At 44.1% G+C, this 15,198-nt stretch carries 12 protein-coding genes; 6 read left to right on the top strand and 6 right to left on the bottom strand.

Going from position 1 to position 15,198, the window contains the following annotated elements; all coding sequences use genetic code 11:
- Positions 1–13: 13 nt before the first annotated feature.
- The 4 genes from ACYX4W_RS07225 to ACYX4W_RS07210 all read right to left on the bottom strand — a co-directional run bounded on the left by ACYX4W_RS07225 (position 14) and on the right by ACYX4W_RS07210 (position 5,480).
- Positions 14–1,477, bottom strand: a complete 1,464-nt coding sequence (locus ACYX4W_RS07225; RefSeq protein ID WP_476075115.1) for a potassium/proton antiporter — start codon at positions 1,475–1,477, stop codon at positions 14–16.
- 154 nt (positions 1,478–1,631) lie between these two features.
- A complete protein-coding gene (gene secD / locus ACYX4W_RS07220) occupies positions 1,632–4,196 on the bottom strand; it encodes a protein translocase subunit SecD (protein ID WP_476075114.1) in 2,565 nt (854 codons plus the stop codon).
- An 82-nt stretch (positions 4,197–4,278) separates the two neighbouring features.
- The gene (locus ACYX4W_RS07215) at positions 4,279–4,656 is read right to left on the bottom strand and encodes a hypothetical protein (RefSeq protein WP_476075113.1); all 378 of its coding nucleotides are present in this window, start codon (positions 4,654–4,656) and stop codon (positions 4,279–4,281) included.
- Positions 4,657–4,823: 167 nt separating this feature from the next.
- Complete coding sequence (locus tag ACYX4W_RS07210; RefSeq protein WP_476054929.1) at positions 4,824–5,480, bottom strand: NAD(P)H-dependent oxidoreductase; 657 nt, start codon at positions 5,478–5,480, stop codon at positions 4,824–4,826.
- Between the two features lie 322 nt (positions 5,481–5,802).
- Here ACYX4W_RS07210 and ACYX4W_RS07205 point away from each other — a divergent pair, with 322 nt between their 5' ends.
- The 4 genes from ACYX4W_RS07205 (at position 5,803) to ACYX4W_RS07190 (ending at position 10,560) form a co-directional block, all read left to right on the top strand.
- Positions 5,803–7,701 carry a putative bifunctional diguanylate cyclase/phosphodiesterase gene (locus ACYX4W_RS07205; RefSeq protein WP_476075112.1) on the top strand — a complete coding sequence of 633 codons (1,899 nt, stop codon included), beginning with the start codon at positions 5,803–5,805 and terminating at the stop codon, positions 7,699–7,701.
- A 160-nt stretch (positions 7,702–7,861) separates the two neighbouring features.
- Entirely contained in the window at positions 7,862–9,106 is a 1,245-nt protein-coding gene (locus ACYX4W_RS07200; protein ID WP_476075111.1) for an APC family permease, read from the top strand.
- Positions 9,107–9,161: 55 nt separating this feature from the next.
- A complete protein-coding gene (locus ACYX4W_RS07195; RefSeq protein WP_476075110.1) occupies positions 9,162–10,109 on the top strand; it encodes a DUF3034 family protein in 948 nt (315 codons plus the stop codon).
- Between the two features lie 16 nt (positions 10,110–10,125).
- Positions 10,126–10,560, top strand: coding sequence for a group I truncated hemoglobin (locus ACYX4W_RS07190; RefSeq protein ID WP_476075109.1), 435 nt, complete (start codon positions 10,126–10,128; stop codon positions 10,558–10,560).
- Positions 10,561–10,633: 73 nt separating this feature from the next.
- Here ACYX4W_RS07190 and ACYX4W_RS07185 read toward each other — a convergent pair whose 3' ends face one another.
- Complete coding sequence (locus tag ACYX4W_RS07185) at positions 10,634–11,362, bottom strand: YebC/PmpR family DNA-binding transcriptional regulator (protein ID WP_024015752.1); 729 nt, start codon at positions 11,360–11,362, stop codon at positions 10,634–10,636.
- A gap of 306 nt (positions 11,363–11,668) precedes the next feature.
- On the bottom strand, positions 11,669–12,766 hold the full coding sequence (gene zapE, locus ACYX4W_RS07180; RefSeq protein WP_476075108.1) for a cell division protein ZapE: 1,098 nt from the start codon (positions 12,764–12,766) through the stop codon (positions 11,669–11,671).
- A gap of 255 nt (positions 12,767–13,021) precedes the next feature.
- Between zapE and ACYX4W_RS07175 the strand changes: the two genes are divergently transcribed.
- Together ACYX4W_RS07175 and ACYX4W_RS07170 are read left to right on the top strand one after the other, a co-directional pair.
- A complete protein-coding gene (locus tag ACYX4W_RS07175; protein ID WP_476075107.1) occupies positions 13,022–13,456 on the top strand; it encodes a ZapG family protein in 435 nt (144 codons plus the stop codon).
- A gap of 88 nt (positions 13,457–13,544) precedes the next feature.
- A complete protein-coding gene (locus ACYX4W_RS07170; RefSeq protein WP_334059193.1) occupies positions 13,545–14,906 on the top strand; it encodes a DegQ family serine endoprotease in 1,362 nt (453 codons plus the stop codon).
- The last annotated feature ends 292 nt before the right edge of the window (positions 14,907–15,198 follow it).

The following is a 15,198-nucleotide window of genomic DNA, read 5'->3' as shown; positions in this document are numbered from 1 at the left end:
CTACAATAGCACCCTATTCCTGCTCGTTGTAAAAGCATTGCTCAACAGCATTTTTATCGAGCAGTTTTGTGATAATAAAAATCTGATCACCCGTTTCTATTTTGGTGCTGCCCTTAGGTATAAGAGTTTCTTCACCACGGGCAATCATGGCCACTACTGTATTGTCAGGAAGCGATATTTCACTGATAGTTTTGTTTAACGCCGGCGATAACTTGGATACTTCTATCTCTATAAGTTCGCGCTTACTTTTGGCAACTTTCACAATTTCCAGCGTGCTCGATTCCTTTACTTGGTCTTCTAATACTAAACCTAACTTGCGCGCCGCATAGGGCAAGGTTGAGCCCTGTAGCAGGGCTGAAATAAGCACAATAAAGAACACCACATTGAAAATTAGTTCAGCGTAAGGCATACCAAATATTAGCGGAAAAATAGCTAAAATAATCGGCACTGAACCGCGCAACCCTACCCATGATATGAGCAATGATGCCTTGAAAGAGAATTTTGAAAGCAACAAAATAGGCATAACCACCAGCGGACGGGCAATAAAAATAAGCACAAACGCAATGAGTAAGCCTTCCTTCCAGTTTACGAAAAGCTCAGTGGGTGTAACGAGCAAGCCGAGAATAACGAACATGGCAATTTGCCCCAACCAAGCCAGCCCGTCGAGAAACACAAAGGTATTACGCTGATACGCAAAGCGGTTGTTGCCCACTATTACGCCAGTGATGAAAGTAGCGAGGAAGCCACTGCCGTTTAAATTCGCAGCAAGGCCAAAAGACAATACACCAAATAACATCACAAAAACGGGATACAAACCTATCGCCATTAAGGTGACTCTTCTGAAAAGCCACACTGCGATCCCGCCAATGGTTAGGCCCACTATCGCTCCCACCCCCATTTGACTGGCAAACAGGGAAAGTAAGTCCACTGGCTTAGTGGTGCTGTCTTGAATAAGTGTAATAAGACCAATAGTGAGGAATATGGCCATAGGATCGTTCGACGCACTTTCAAGCTCCAGCGTCGACTTTATCTTAGCGGGAATTCGTATTCCTGCATTGCGCAAAACCGAAAATACCGCAGCAGCATCTGTTGACCCCACAATAGCGCCAAGCAATAAGCCTTTATAAAGCGGTAAATCAAGGATAATCATGGCCGCCACACCGGTAAGCACCGCTGTACCCACAACGCCAAAGGTAGCAAGCAAAGCTGCTGGCTTCCACGCTTGAATTATAGACTTTTTGGATGTTTGAAGACCGCCATCAAATAGAATAAGGATAAGCGCGAATGTACCTATAGCATGGGCGGCATCGGCATTATCAAAGAAAATTCGGCCAATCCCATCTTCACCAGCCAGCATACCAACACCAAGGAATAGCACCAATACAGGTACGCCAAAGCGCGGAGACAGCTTACTGGCCAGCACACCTAAAATGGCCAGCACTGCGCTAAGTAAAATAATGTGATCAACTGCAAACATTATACGTTCCTTATTGCCACTGATGCATGCTTACGCAAAACTGGAAGTACGCATCGAGGGTTCCTGTTAATACTGCTACCTTACCGCGTTTTTGTTCCAAAGTATTGAGGCACAAAAACACGGCAGGGTAATAAGGTTAAGGAACTAGTGTCGCCTAAGGGATGTGCGACAACGAAGCCTTAATTTCTTCCGCAGTGGGCTTTAACTGTGCTTTCCCCTGTTTCTCTCTTCTACTACCCAACAAGTACAATAATGTAGAGGTGATGAACAAGGTTGAAGACGTGCCAATTACGACAGCGAAAACCATAGGCACTGCAAAACTTTCTACTGCGTCACCACCAAATAAAGCCATTGGAAGCAGCGCTAACAGCGTGGTAACGGACGTAAATACCGTTCGACTTAATGTGCTGTTTACCGCTTCGTTGATGGTATTTGCTAAAGGTTTGGTTGGGTCTAAACGTAATAGTTCGCGGATACGATCAAGCACCACCACTTTATCGTTTATCGAATAACCAATCAGCGCCAATAACGCTGCAACCGCTGTTAAGTTAAACTCGATACCGGTTAACGCAAAAAAGCCTATGGTTTTGGTTAAATCCAGTAACACGGTAAGCAGTGCTGCCGTCGCGAAATGCGCTTCAAAGCGCGCCCACAAGTACACCAACATGCCGCCACCAGCGATAAGTAGCGCAAGAATTGATAGCTCTGCGAAGTCTCCGCTGACTTTGGGTCCAACCATATCAATTTTATCAAAACTTACCTGCTCGTCAGCCTGTGAAATCGCACGTTTTAGGGCATCAGTCTGCTTTGCATTACTATTTTCAAGCTCGCCACTGTTTTCCAGAACAGGAGCTCGCAACAAATAGTGATGCTCACTGCCGTATTCTTGAATTGCTATCTGATCAAAGCCATTACTTTCAATGACATTGCGCAGCTCATCGGTAGAAAGGCTTGGTGCGGTCAACTCAATCATGGTGCCGCCGGTAAAATCGACACCATAATGTAAACCTGGTTTGGCAAATAAACCAATTGAGAGCACTGTTAGCACTACCGAAATAGCTAATGCAATCTTACGTTTAGCCAGAAAATTAATACCGCTTAGCTTATCACTCAACCGCAGTAGCGGTGATGAGAAGCGCATGGGCGTGCGATCTCTCGTGTTTCTTTTTTTCAACTTAACCGCTCTTAGCATCAACATTTTAGTTAAGGCAACCGCAGTAAATACTGAAGATACAAGACCAAGGGCAATGGTGATAGCAAACCCTTTGATAGGCCCACTACCAAACATAAACAACAAGCTTACCGCTATGAGCGTAGTGAAGTTTGAATCTACTATTGTCGCGAAAGCTTTTTCAAAGCCCACTTCTATTGCACTGGCTGCAGTGCGGCCTTTTTTACTTTCCTCACGAATACGTTCATTAATCAAAATGTTCGCATCTACCGCCATACCCATGGTCAGAATCAAGCCTGCAATGCCAGGTAGAGTCAGCGTTGCACCAAATAAGGTTAACGCGCCAAACACCAATGCCATGTTTATACACAGAGCAAAGCTTGCAATAGCCCCCCACCTGCCGTAAATCGCTACCATAAATGCTAAAACTAGCAACGCACCTGCTATGCCACTTTCTACACCGGTTTGAATAGCGTCGCTACCTAAATCAGGCCCAACCGTACGCTCTTCTATAATATTAAGGGGCACAGGTAACGCACCAGTGCGAAGCATTAATGCGGTATTACCAGCCTCTGGCAGCGTAAAGTTACCGGTAATTTCTCCACGACCGCCTGGGATCACGCTGTTAATAACCGGAGCGGTCACCACTTTATCGTCAAGAACAATAGCAAGCACTCGGCCAATGTTGTCACGGGTCATAGTAGCAAACTGCTTAGCACCTGCGCTGTCTAATCGAAACGTCACTACCGGCTGACCGGTTTCGCTACTTAAAACACCGGCCGCGTCAGTGATATGTTCGCCTTCTAGCGCCACCTTTTGCTCTAAGCGATAGGTATTACCCGCCGCATCTTGCTTGCTCATTACTTGTTCTGAGCGACTGTTTGCCGCCCAGTGAAAGGTCATTTGTGCTGTAGTACCCAGAAGCTTTTTAACTTGGGTCGGGTCAGACATACCCGGCATCTGAACTAAAATGGCGTCTTTACCTTGTAGCGTAACGCTAGGCTCGGTAAGCCCGGTTTCGTTCAAACGCTTCCTTACAACCTCAACACTTCGGCTTAATGTGTCTTTAATCAATTGCTCTGAATAGAGTTCGTTGAGTGTAAGGGTGACAGTGTTTTGCTTTACTGCAACATCAAGTGCACTTGCTCCGTTCGGTTGAGCTGAAATGTGATAGGCAACATCCTTAACTTTTCTAGCATCGCCTGCATTACGCAAGGTAAATACAACGCTTCCAGCATTATTATCACTACTCGCCTTTGAAGAAAGCGAGTGAGATGTTCTGGTATAGCGTACGTTTTGGGTACGTAATTCGCTAAGTACATCGCTGGAAAAACTGCTGAGTTGCTTCTCAAACAACGCGTCGGTGTCTGCGGCTAAGAGCAGATGCGAGCCACCTTGCAAATCTAAGCCTAGAGATAGTGTTGATGTGGTGTACCACGAAGGTAACTGCTGTTTAACTGATTGTGGCAATATGTTGGGCGCAGCGCTCAGTAAACCGAGCATAACGATGAGCACATACACAAAGCCACGAAATGAAAATCGTGCCATTTTAAATCCTGAATAATTAAATTTTAAAGCGCTTTAACGAGAAACAAGAGGTTTTGCTTTCACGTTAGCGCGTGTAAAGGGGTTAGCTCAGGATGGAAGGTGGACCTCGAGGGTTCGCTTTTACCCACGTTTTATCAGTAAAGAAAGAGCCTGCTGATGGCACCTTGGTGGATGACAAGTTGTAGAAGGCAAAGTTTAGCGATGCCGATATTAAGTCTTGCGGCTCTGCGTCTGTAGGCTTTTCGCCTTTATCACCGGTTAGCTTAGTTGCGCTAAACCTAAGGGAGTAGCTTTGCGTACTGTGAACAAACTTGGCCAGCGGAGATTGCGATGTAAATTCAGCATTACTCGCTACATCAGATGTTTGAAAACCCGTGCTAACAATTAGATACGACAATACCCACGCCACGAAAAACGGCGTAAATGAAGAAGGGTAATAGCGTTTTAAAAAAGCGCGCACGATATCTAGGCTGGTTTTATTAACAATACGATTTCAGACAAGCCAGTGAGATGGGGGCAAACAGAATATTTTCAACGCCAGATTGCACCAGTATTGCAAATAAAAGAGCGCCGTTAAAGGCGCTCTTTTACATTTTATACTTAAAACAGCTGGCTGTTCTATAAGGATTAAACTACTGCAATTACGTCATCTTTTGGCAAGCGGGCCTTAGGTAAGCCATGGTTCCAGTCTTGCTCAGTGTCAGGGTAACCCATAGCCAGTGCCACTTCACAAATATGACCATCTAGCTCGTCAGCGAACAGTTCACCTAACATATCAGGGTCAACCCCTTCCATCGGTGTAGACGCAATGCCTAAACGAGCCAACGCATGCATTACATTGCCGAGCGCAAGATAAACCTGCGCTTTAGTCCACGCTGCGTTGTTACCGTTTTCATCGGTGTTCGCTTCAGCGAAGGCATAAGCCCCCATAAAGTTTTCACGCATATCTTCAGGTAAATGACCAGAAGCGACTTCCGCATCTACACGCTTAACGAATTTTTCTTTGGTGAATTTAGGGTCGTAGGCAAACAAAATAGTATGCGATGCTTCTTTAGCGTGATGTTGGTTAAACTGATGCTTATTTTCAAAGCTATCGTGCAAACGCTGCTTTGCTTCATCGCTTTCTACTACAACAAACTTCCAAGGCTGAGAGTTGATAGAAGACGCTGATAGACGCAAAGCTTCAAGAATGGTAGCAAGGTCGTCCGCTGAGATGCGTTTGTTTGCATCGTACTTCTTAACCGTATAACGCTTGTTTAAATCTTCAATAATTGGATGAGACACAACTAACTCCTCAGAACATTAAATAGGGAAAACTCAAAAGTTGTGTGTATGGTATAGATTCAGCTTTTCAATGATAAGCCCGATAAAAAATGAATCAGTTTCAAAATATTTTTGAAACTGAACTGGCATTGTAAAAATTCGTTCAAGGTTTATACAGCTAAGCTAAGTGGTCGTTGTAATTCCAGCGCAATTAGGTAGCGCACTTTGTTTCATTTTGAATTGCTTAGTTTTGTGGTCTATTATTTTGATAATTGTAATTTTTCGCCAGTTAGATTCTTATAAACCTAAAAGCCGATATTCTTACCATGGATCCTAGGTAACCTTGACAACCACTTCATCATCTCAACAAACCACTGCAGGACATCAAGAAATGAGGGCAGTACGCCAAAGTAGGCGTTACACACTGTGCTATGTTCTGACCACCATTGGCGTTATTTTTTTATGTGCATTAGGCGGATTCAGTTTATACGATGGGTCTGTACTGTTAGGTAGTATCCTCCTTGCCAACGCGGCAGTTGGGTTATTTAACCTTTATCTATTAAAGCGCAGCAATAATGTTGAACGCGCAGTTATTGTTTTAAGCGGCATTTTATTTACTCTATCAATGACCCTGCTGATTACGGGGGGTAAGGATAATACAGGTTTACTTTGGGTTTACCCTATTGCTGCAATTAACCTTTTTATCAACCGCTTTTGGCCTGCAGTCGCTGTATTTGCTATCTTCACTGTGACTAGCACTTTACTGTTGTTTACACCATTATCCGCGTTGCTAGTAACTAGTTACACACTTGTTGAATCTATTCGTTTCATCCTTACTACACTGGCTCTTAATACAATATGTCTCGCGGCGTTGAAGTCTGAAGAACAATCTTATCAAACCATTATGCAGCTTCATGATGACGATATTCGTCAGATGGCCTATTACGACACATTAACAGGTCTACCTAATCGCTGGAGTTTTAAAACAAATTTAAATCGAATGCTAAGCCGGGCTGAAAAAGACAAACAGCGTATAGGGTTGTTATACATAGACCTCGATAATTTTAAGCAAGTAAATGATCAATATGGTCATGACGCGGGGGACCGCTTGTTACTTAAATTTAGTGAACGCCTTTGGGAAGCGATTCGCTCAACAGATCGAGTATTCAAAAGTAGTTCAGAAAGTCTAGCTAGGCTCGCTGGGGATGAGTTTGTTGTATTATTGCCTAACATCAAAGAACCTATAGATGCGGCAACCGTCGCCTCACGTATTTTAGAGGTGTTTAACGGGGGCTTTGAAGTTGATGGTATAAAGCATATGACTTATGCGAGCATAGGAATCGCTGTTTACCCAGACGATGCTACTGAACCTTCAGACCTGATCAATCACGCTGATGCTGCTATGTATAACGCAAAACACAGTGGTAAGAATTGCTTCAGATTTTTTACACAAGATATTGCAGATAGCTTACGAGATCGCCAACAAATAGAGCAGGGTCTCAAACGCGCGTTAAGTGAAGAACAATTTTCTTTAGCATTTATGCCAATATACGACTGCCGAAATAGCTCGATAGTTGCTGTTGAAGCCTTGCTTAGGTGCCATACGCCAGACCTCAAAGGAATAGGCCCAGATCGCTTCATCCCTGTCGCGGAAGCAACTGGGCTTATAAAAGATATCGACCTTTGGGTCATCAATAATGCGTTAAGGGCACTCGTTAACCTGCAGTCGGAACATAGCTTCAACGGTAAAATCTGTATCAATATTTCTGGCGTAGAGTTACATAACGAACTTTTCCCTTCCCAAGTTAAAGCCTTACTGGAAACCTACAATGTATCACCCGAGTACATTGAGCTTGAAGTAACAGAAACCGCTTTTGTTGCAGGAGATACCGCCTGTATAGCAACGCTAGAAGCGTTAGAAGCACTGGGAGTGTCACTAGCGTTAGATGATTTTGGAACCGGGTACACTGCGTTTAGCCAATTGATCAATTACCCTGCTGACTGCCTGAAAATAGACCGTTCATTTGTGAATGATTTATTTTCTGAGCGAGAAGCCAGACAAAAAATGGTTATGATCATACAGAATTTAGCTAAGTTGTATGGGCTACGTGTAATCGCTGAAGGCGTTGAGACTGAAGAACAACTCAAATATCTAAAAGAAAGTGGCTGTGATTGGGCACAAGGTTATTACTTGTCTAAACCGCTTAACTGGAACGATTTGATAAAAACGCTGACCGCATAGGTAAACATTTGCATCAATACAATTAGCTCAGTCAAAAATTTCACCAAATATCTGCTTCCATGAGAAAAGAGATACGTCGATGGATTAACACTATCACACTTTTCAGCTTCAATTCCTACTCAGCGCTGCCTTCCATCTTTTAAACGGGGTTCAATATTTAATGACACAAAACACTCACACCATGCTTTCAAAAACCACAGGGTTGTGGGGCGCATTGGTAATCGGGCTAGGCTCAATTTTAGGCACGGGCGCTTATGTCAGTGTTGGCCTAAGCTCAACCTTCGCTGGACATTTTTTAGTACTCGCCATAGCTATAGCCGCATTAACGGCATTGTGCAACGGGCTATCATCTGCGCAGCTTGCCGCTGCACACCCTGTAAGCGGAGGGACGTATGAATATGGCTATCGCTACCTTAACCCGATTAGTGGAAAACTTGCTGGCGGGCTTTTTGTGGTAGCGAAAAGCGCATCGGCGGCCACCGCTGCGCTTGCTGTCACAGTGTTTACTTTACACGTTTTCGAACATGTTATGCCCTCTACAGTAAATCTAAACACTGTTTTTGTAAGTGCACTGTCAATTGGGCTGTTACTACTTTTTACCTTTCTTGTGCTAAATGGTGTTAGACGTACCAACTGGCTCAATACTTTACTTGTCCTTATTAGTGTCGCTGGGCTGCTAACCTTCATTATCGCTGCAATGTCTTTAGATCTTCGCACCGCATCACATCAGGTCACTGGAAGCGATAATACGGTACATGAGCACTTAGAGGTCTCTTGGCTATCTGTTTCTCACGCCGCGGCCTTAATGTTTGTCGCATTCACAGGATATGGACGCATTGCCACCATGGGAGAAGAGATTATTGCTCCTAGACGCAATATCCCCCGAGCTGTGGTTATTACCCTGACCATCATCAGCTTGCTTTATGTTCTACTAGGGCTAGCCATTCTGCGCATCGACACTGGGCAACTTGTCAGTAATAACTACAACATCGCTTATTTATTACCTGATAGTATTTGGCAGAAAATTGTACTCTTCGGAGGCATCACTGCCATGTGTGGGGTCATCTTAAATCTACTATTAGGAGTGTCGCGGGTAATCTTAGCCATGGGTAGACGAGGTGACTTACCCAACACGCTTGGCAAACTAAGTAACGATAATCAATCTGCGCCCGCTGCAACCTGGGCTACTTTTGCCGTTATTTCTGTAATTGTTGCCTTGGGAGGTATTCAATTTGCGTGGACATTAAGTGCGCTTACGGTACTTCTGTACTACGGCATTACAAACCTTGCTGCGTTTAACGTTGAGAAAAGTAAGCGTTTTATTCCCCGGTGGGTATCGGTAATCGGACTATTAAGCTGCTTTAGTTTAGTAGTCTTATCAATAATTTCACAATTATTTGTCTAGCCGCTATGCTTTGGACTAATTAAAAAATCACACAAAATAAAATTAGGACTTTGTTATGAAGAGGCTTTTGCTGCTACCGCTACTTTTTACTTCATCGTTCGCGTTAGCAGACAGTGGTTCTCGCTTAATCGCCTCGGGTGGAATTACCGGCTTTGAAGGCACCGCAGGGGGCGGCATAACCCCTTGGGCATTTATTGGCGGCTACACGAGTAAAGAAGAAGTCAGCTACTCTGCCAATGTGCAATACTTAAGCCTTAACGATTACTCGCTCACTACTGCTGGTGCAGGCATAAGTCTTTTTGACCGCATTGAAATTAGCATACAGCGCCAGCGTTTAGATATTTCAGCTGGGTTAACCAGCAATGTGTTTGCGCTACTGACTGAAGGTGCGGTGACCAATGCTAACAGTACAACTATCGAGCAAGATATTGTGGGGGCAAAGGTTAAATTGTTCGGTGATGGTGTTTTTACCCAAAACTCATGGGCCCCACAAATCGCTTTAGGCGCCCAGTATAAGAAAAATAGAGATGTTGATAGTTCGCTTTCATTACCAGATGGCACCGTTCCACTTCCTAAAATAGGAGTACCTTTACTGTTAGGTGCGAAGGACGACAGCGGCACTGACATTTACCTTTCGGCGACTAAATTATGGTTGGGCACACCGTCAGGCTATAATTTACTCACTAATTTAACCGCCAGGTACACTAAGGCAAATGTGTTTGGCCTATTGGGTTTTGGTGCTGAAGGTAACGACAGTGAAAAAGTTGAGTGGGAAGGCTCCGTTGCAGTATTAATCAGCCCCACCACGGCAATTGGCACGGAGTTTCGAACGCAAACGAATCGGTTAGGTGGGCTAGCCGAAGAGGACACGGTTATTGATGCTTTTATTGCTTACTTTCCAAATAAGTCTATTTCAATTACCGCTGCCTATGTGGATTTAGGTAATTTACCGCTGCAAGAGAGCTCAAGTGGTTTCTACCTAACGGTAAATGGCAATTTTTAATGGGGAGATACCACCTATGAAGTTGTTGAAATGTATTCCCATTGCAGCAATAGCGCTACTAAACATTTTGCTTTTTGGTTGTGCAAGCACTGAAAAGCAAAGTCTATATGATGAAATTGGCGGCCATAAAACCCTGAACACTGTCTATGGTGTGGCTATCACTCGTATTTACACTGACCCTGTCATTGGCCACTACTTTAAAGGGGTGCCAAAAAAGCATCTACGAGATCAGCTCGTTTTGCAAACTTGTGAGCTTATTGGCGGGCCTTGCGAGTACGATGGCAAATCAATGTTAGAGTCTCACAAAGGTCTCAACATCAAAGAGCGTGAATTCTATATTTTGGTAGAGTATGTTCAAGGTGCTATGCGTGATGTAGGTCTTACCTATCAGCAGGAAAATCGTATTTTAAAAAAGTTAGCGCCGATAAAGTACGAAACGGTTTATCTATAATCGCCGTTAAACGTTTGAGCACATAAAAAAACCTCGCATTGGCGAGGTTTTTTGTTCATGAGGTTTGCGCTTTTTAGTTACTGCTCGGCGTAATCGCGTTGTGGTAAACGTCTTGTACGTCGTCACAGTCGTTAAGCATGTCCATGAATTTTTCAAACATAGGCATATCTTCTTCGCTGATCTCAGTTTCAGTCTGAGGCATCCAGCTCATCTCATCGGCAATAAACGTAATGTCTGGGTAAGCTTCAGTTAGCGCTGTTTTTACTTGATAGAATTCAGTGTGCGGCGCATAAACGGTAACTTTACCGTCTTCAACTTCAACGTCAGTTACGTCTACGTCTGCTTCCATCAGCACTTCTAGAATAGCGTCTTCGTCGTCACCTTCAAACTGGAATACCGCTTGGTGATCGAACATATGCGATACCGCACCCTGCGCACCTAACTTGGCATTGGTTTTCGTGAAGCAGTTACGAACTTCAGTAATAGTGCGGTTTGCATTGTCAGACAAGCAGTCAACAATAACCATACAGTTACCCGGGCCAAAGCCTTCGTAACGCATAGGCTGGAAGTCTTCACCAGCGCCACCAGCGGCTTTATCAATCGCTTTTTCGATAACATGGCTTGGTACTTGGTCTTTCTTCGCTTTTTCCATAAGGCGGCGAAGTGAAAGGTTAGTGTCTGGATCGGCACCACCATTTTTTGCGCACACGTAAATTTCTTTACCGTACTTAGAATAAACCTTAGTTTTTGCGCCGGCAGTTTTTGCCATGGCGGCTTTACGAACTTCGAATGCTCTTCCCATCTTAAAATTCTCTTTCTCGCAATTAGAAATGCTGCGTTGGGTTTTATCGGGGTACTATTTGCCTGAACCTTTTATCAGGCTGCGCCGCTTTGTCTTATTTGGAGTTAATGCGAAACGAGGCATTGCAAAAATTGCTAGGTGCAACCTTTCCCAAACTAAACGCTGATTTAGCAACACAGAAAAATTGTGCGAAATTCTACCTTAATTTTCCTCTAATACCAATGTGAATCCCCTTTCAAGGGACGCAAGCATAGTGCTTACCCGCTCTTATTAGACATAAATGTACTCTGACCCCACACACTTTGGCTATGGTAAATGTTCTGTGGCTAGGTAATCGTGTGACTGCATTTCCTTTAAGCGGCTAAGACAGCGTCTAAACTCGAAGTTAAGTAGTCCTTCGGTATAAAGGTTTTCCAGTGCAACTTCTGCCGATATAATCAGTTTCACGTTACGCTCATAGAACTCGTCTACCATAGCAATAAAGCGGCGCGCCACATCGTCATTATGCTGGCCCATTTCCGCGACATTAGCCAAAAGCACCGAGTGATAACAGCGACTGAGTTCAATATAGTCACTCTGGCTGCGGGGGCCGCCACACAGAGCTTTGAAGTCGATCATCAATACACCGTCTGCGTTTCGAAGGGTTTCGATTTTACGATTATTCACCTCAATTTCTTCGCTTTTGGTGCCTTCTTCTGGCGCTAATTGAGAAAAGTAGCTATGTAAGTTTTCTGTGGCTTCCTCATCAAGTGGGTAGTGATAAATTTCGGCTTGCTCTAGGGTTCTCAAGCGATAATCAATACCACTATCAACATTCACCACGCGGGTATTCTGATTTAGTAAGTCGATGGCTGGTAAGAATCGCGCACGCTGCAATCCGTTTTTATACAAATCGTCTGGCACTATGTTAGAGGTTGCCACCAGCACAATACCGTGACCAAATAACTCTTCCATTAACGTGCCTAAAATCATGGCATCAGTAATATCGGATACGAAAAACTCGTCAAAACAGATAACTCGTGCTTCTTTTGCCAGTTTTGCCGCCACCAACTTCAAAGGATCTTGTTCGCTTTTAAGTTGCTTAAGTTCGTCGTGCACGCGATACATGAAGCGGTGAAAATGCACGCGCATTTTCTTTTCAAAAGGCAAGCAATCGTAGAAGGTATCTACTAAATAGGTTTTACCTCGCCCTACCCCGCCATAAAAGTAAATGCCTTGAATACCCGGCTTGGCATGTCCTTTCCCAAACGCAGCTTTTAACTTAACCCGCCAAGTCATTTTCTTTTTGGGCTCGGTCAATTCATCGTACAAACGCTGAAGTTCTTTTACTGCATTTTCTTGTGCCGCGTCATAATGAAAATCAGACGACTGCAGATCTAGCTGATATTTTTCCCATGGCGTCATCGCCGAAACCACTCCGTACAAAAGTCAATAGCGGCGCTTGCTGCACCGACCTGCTTGAATTTCTCAATTATGACCTTAATTTTAATGGAAATCACGGTAGAATCTCACATTGAAATTCGACATACACTGAATAAATGAAACTATGTATGCGCTTTTCGGGTTTGACCTTGCTATATTCAGCATATGGTCGAAAGCAGCTTTTAGATCGTAGAAAGAAAGGTCGGCTGCACGATGTAGATTTATTCGGAGAATATAATGGAATTGTTAGTATCTCTTGCTTTGTTAGTTGTTGGTTTAATTATTGGCTTTTTCGCTGGTCGCTTTCTTCAACAAAAGCAAGGCGCAGGCAATACTGCACAAACTGAAAAGCAAGTTAAAGAGATCCTCGCACAACAAGCGCAGCACCACATTCATCAAACTCGTCAAAGCTTAGAAAGCATTGAAAGTCAGTGCGATACGCTTAAGCAACAAATTGAAGAGTATGAAATGCTGCTTGAACAAGGCGGCGATGATGACAGCAAAGTTCCCTTTTACGGGGAACAAGCAACAACATATTTACGTAACAACTTGAAAGGGTCTGACAAATCGAGAGTTAAGCGTGTTTCTGACACACAGCCAAGAGACTTCGCTAACTCAGGTTCTGGGCTGTTCGTCGGTGGTTCTGAGCAGAATAACGCAGAAAAACAGTAACATCGGGAACTTTATTCCAACGTCAGACTCTTCTACTGAAACCATGCTATGTCGCATATAACATGAAGGAGTGTAAGCGAACATGAAAATGTCTTTTCGCCATTGTCTATTGGCATCTGCCGTTGTTGTAAGTTCATTGGGCTTTACTGCTAGCACACAGGCGGCGTTACCATTTTTTTCTGATACAAAAGATGAGGTTCCCTCGTTAGCCCCTATGCTTGAAGAAGCTACCCCTGCGGTAGTTAGCATTGCGGTCGAGGGCACCCAAACCTCAACACAGCGCGTGCCGGAAATGTTTCGCTACTTCTTCGGTGCGCCGCAAGAGCAAGTTCAAGAACGTCCTTTCCGTGGTCTTGGTTCTGGTGTCATTATTGATGCTGACAAAGGTTACGTAGTTACCAACAATCACGTTGTAGACAACGCGGACGAAATCACCGTTAAATTAACAGACGGACGCGAGTTCAAAGCGAAAAAGTTGGGCTCTGATGAGCAAAGTGATATCGCTTTGCTTAAGATTGAGCCGGATGATTTAAAAGCCTTGCCGCTTGCCGATTCTGACGTACTACGGGTTGGTGATTTTGTAGTCGCCATTGGTAATCCTTTCGGTCTCTCTCAAACGGTAACCTCAGGCATTGTAAGTGCTTTAGGCCGTTCAGGCTTAAACATAGGCGGTTACGAAGACTTCATTCAAACTGATGCAGCAATTAACCGGGGTAACTCAGGTGGCGCATTAGTTAACCTTCACGGTGAGTTGGTTGGTATCAATACCGCTATTTTTGGCCCTAATGGCGGCAACGTGGGTATTGGTTTTGCTATCCCTGCCAATATGATGAAAAGCCTTGTTGATCAAATTGCTGAATATGGTGAAGTACGCCGTGGCCTTCTGGGTATTCTAGGTAGTGATATTGATGCGGGCCTTGCTGAAGCTATGAATGCCGAAGTTAATATTGGTGCGTTCGTAAGCGAAGTACAGCCTGACTCGGCTGCAGAGAAAGGCGGTCTTCAAGCAGGTGATATTATTACGGCGATTAACGGTCGCAAACTTCACAGCTTCCAAGAACTGCGTGCAAAAATTGCGAGTATGGGGGCCGGCGCAGAGGTTGAGCTAACCGTTATGCGTAAAGGCAAGAAAATGAACGTAGATGTGGTATTAGACGATGCTACTGATACCACGGTAACTGCGGCTCAGATTCACCCAGCCCTAGAAGGCGCCACACTGTCTAATGGCACAGACGATGCTGGCAATGCTGGTGTAGTCGTATCTGAGATTGAGCGTGGTGCACCTGCGGCGCGTATCGGCCTTCAATCTGAAGATGTGATCATTGGCGTTAACCGCGTTCGCACATCAACGGTTGCGGAGTTCAGAAACGCGCTAGACGAAGCCAAAGGCGTTATCGCACTTAATGTAAAACGCGGTAACTCTACCCTTTACTTGGTTATCAGACAGTAGAGCTCAGTTCTCAAAATTACTAATTCCTAAGCAGGAATACATGTTAAACGGCGCTTTTAAAGCGCCGTTTTTTATTGGGCTAAACTATCCCCTTAGCCCTATCCACATTAGCTTACTTTCCAACCATCTTTTCTGTCGTATTGAGTTACACAAAATTTGCGCTTCATTACGGTAGTTTAGTGAATAAAGTGATATCCTTTACAGTAATAAAGATAAATTCAGATTGTTGCGCTTTTAATTTGTGAAGTAGTACCTCAATAACGGTACGTATGGAGTAAGTGCAACAGACAAC

The sequence above is a fragment of the Alteromonas sp. ABH4_454 genome, assembly GCF_056311775.1.
The sequence above is the reverse complement of the archived record's forward strand: the minus strand, read 5'-3'. Positions and strand labels throughout refer to the sequence as shown.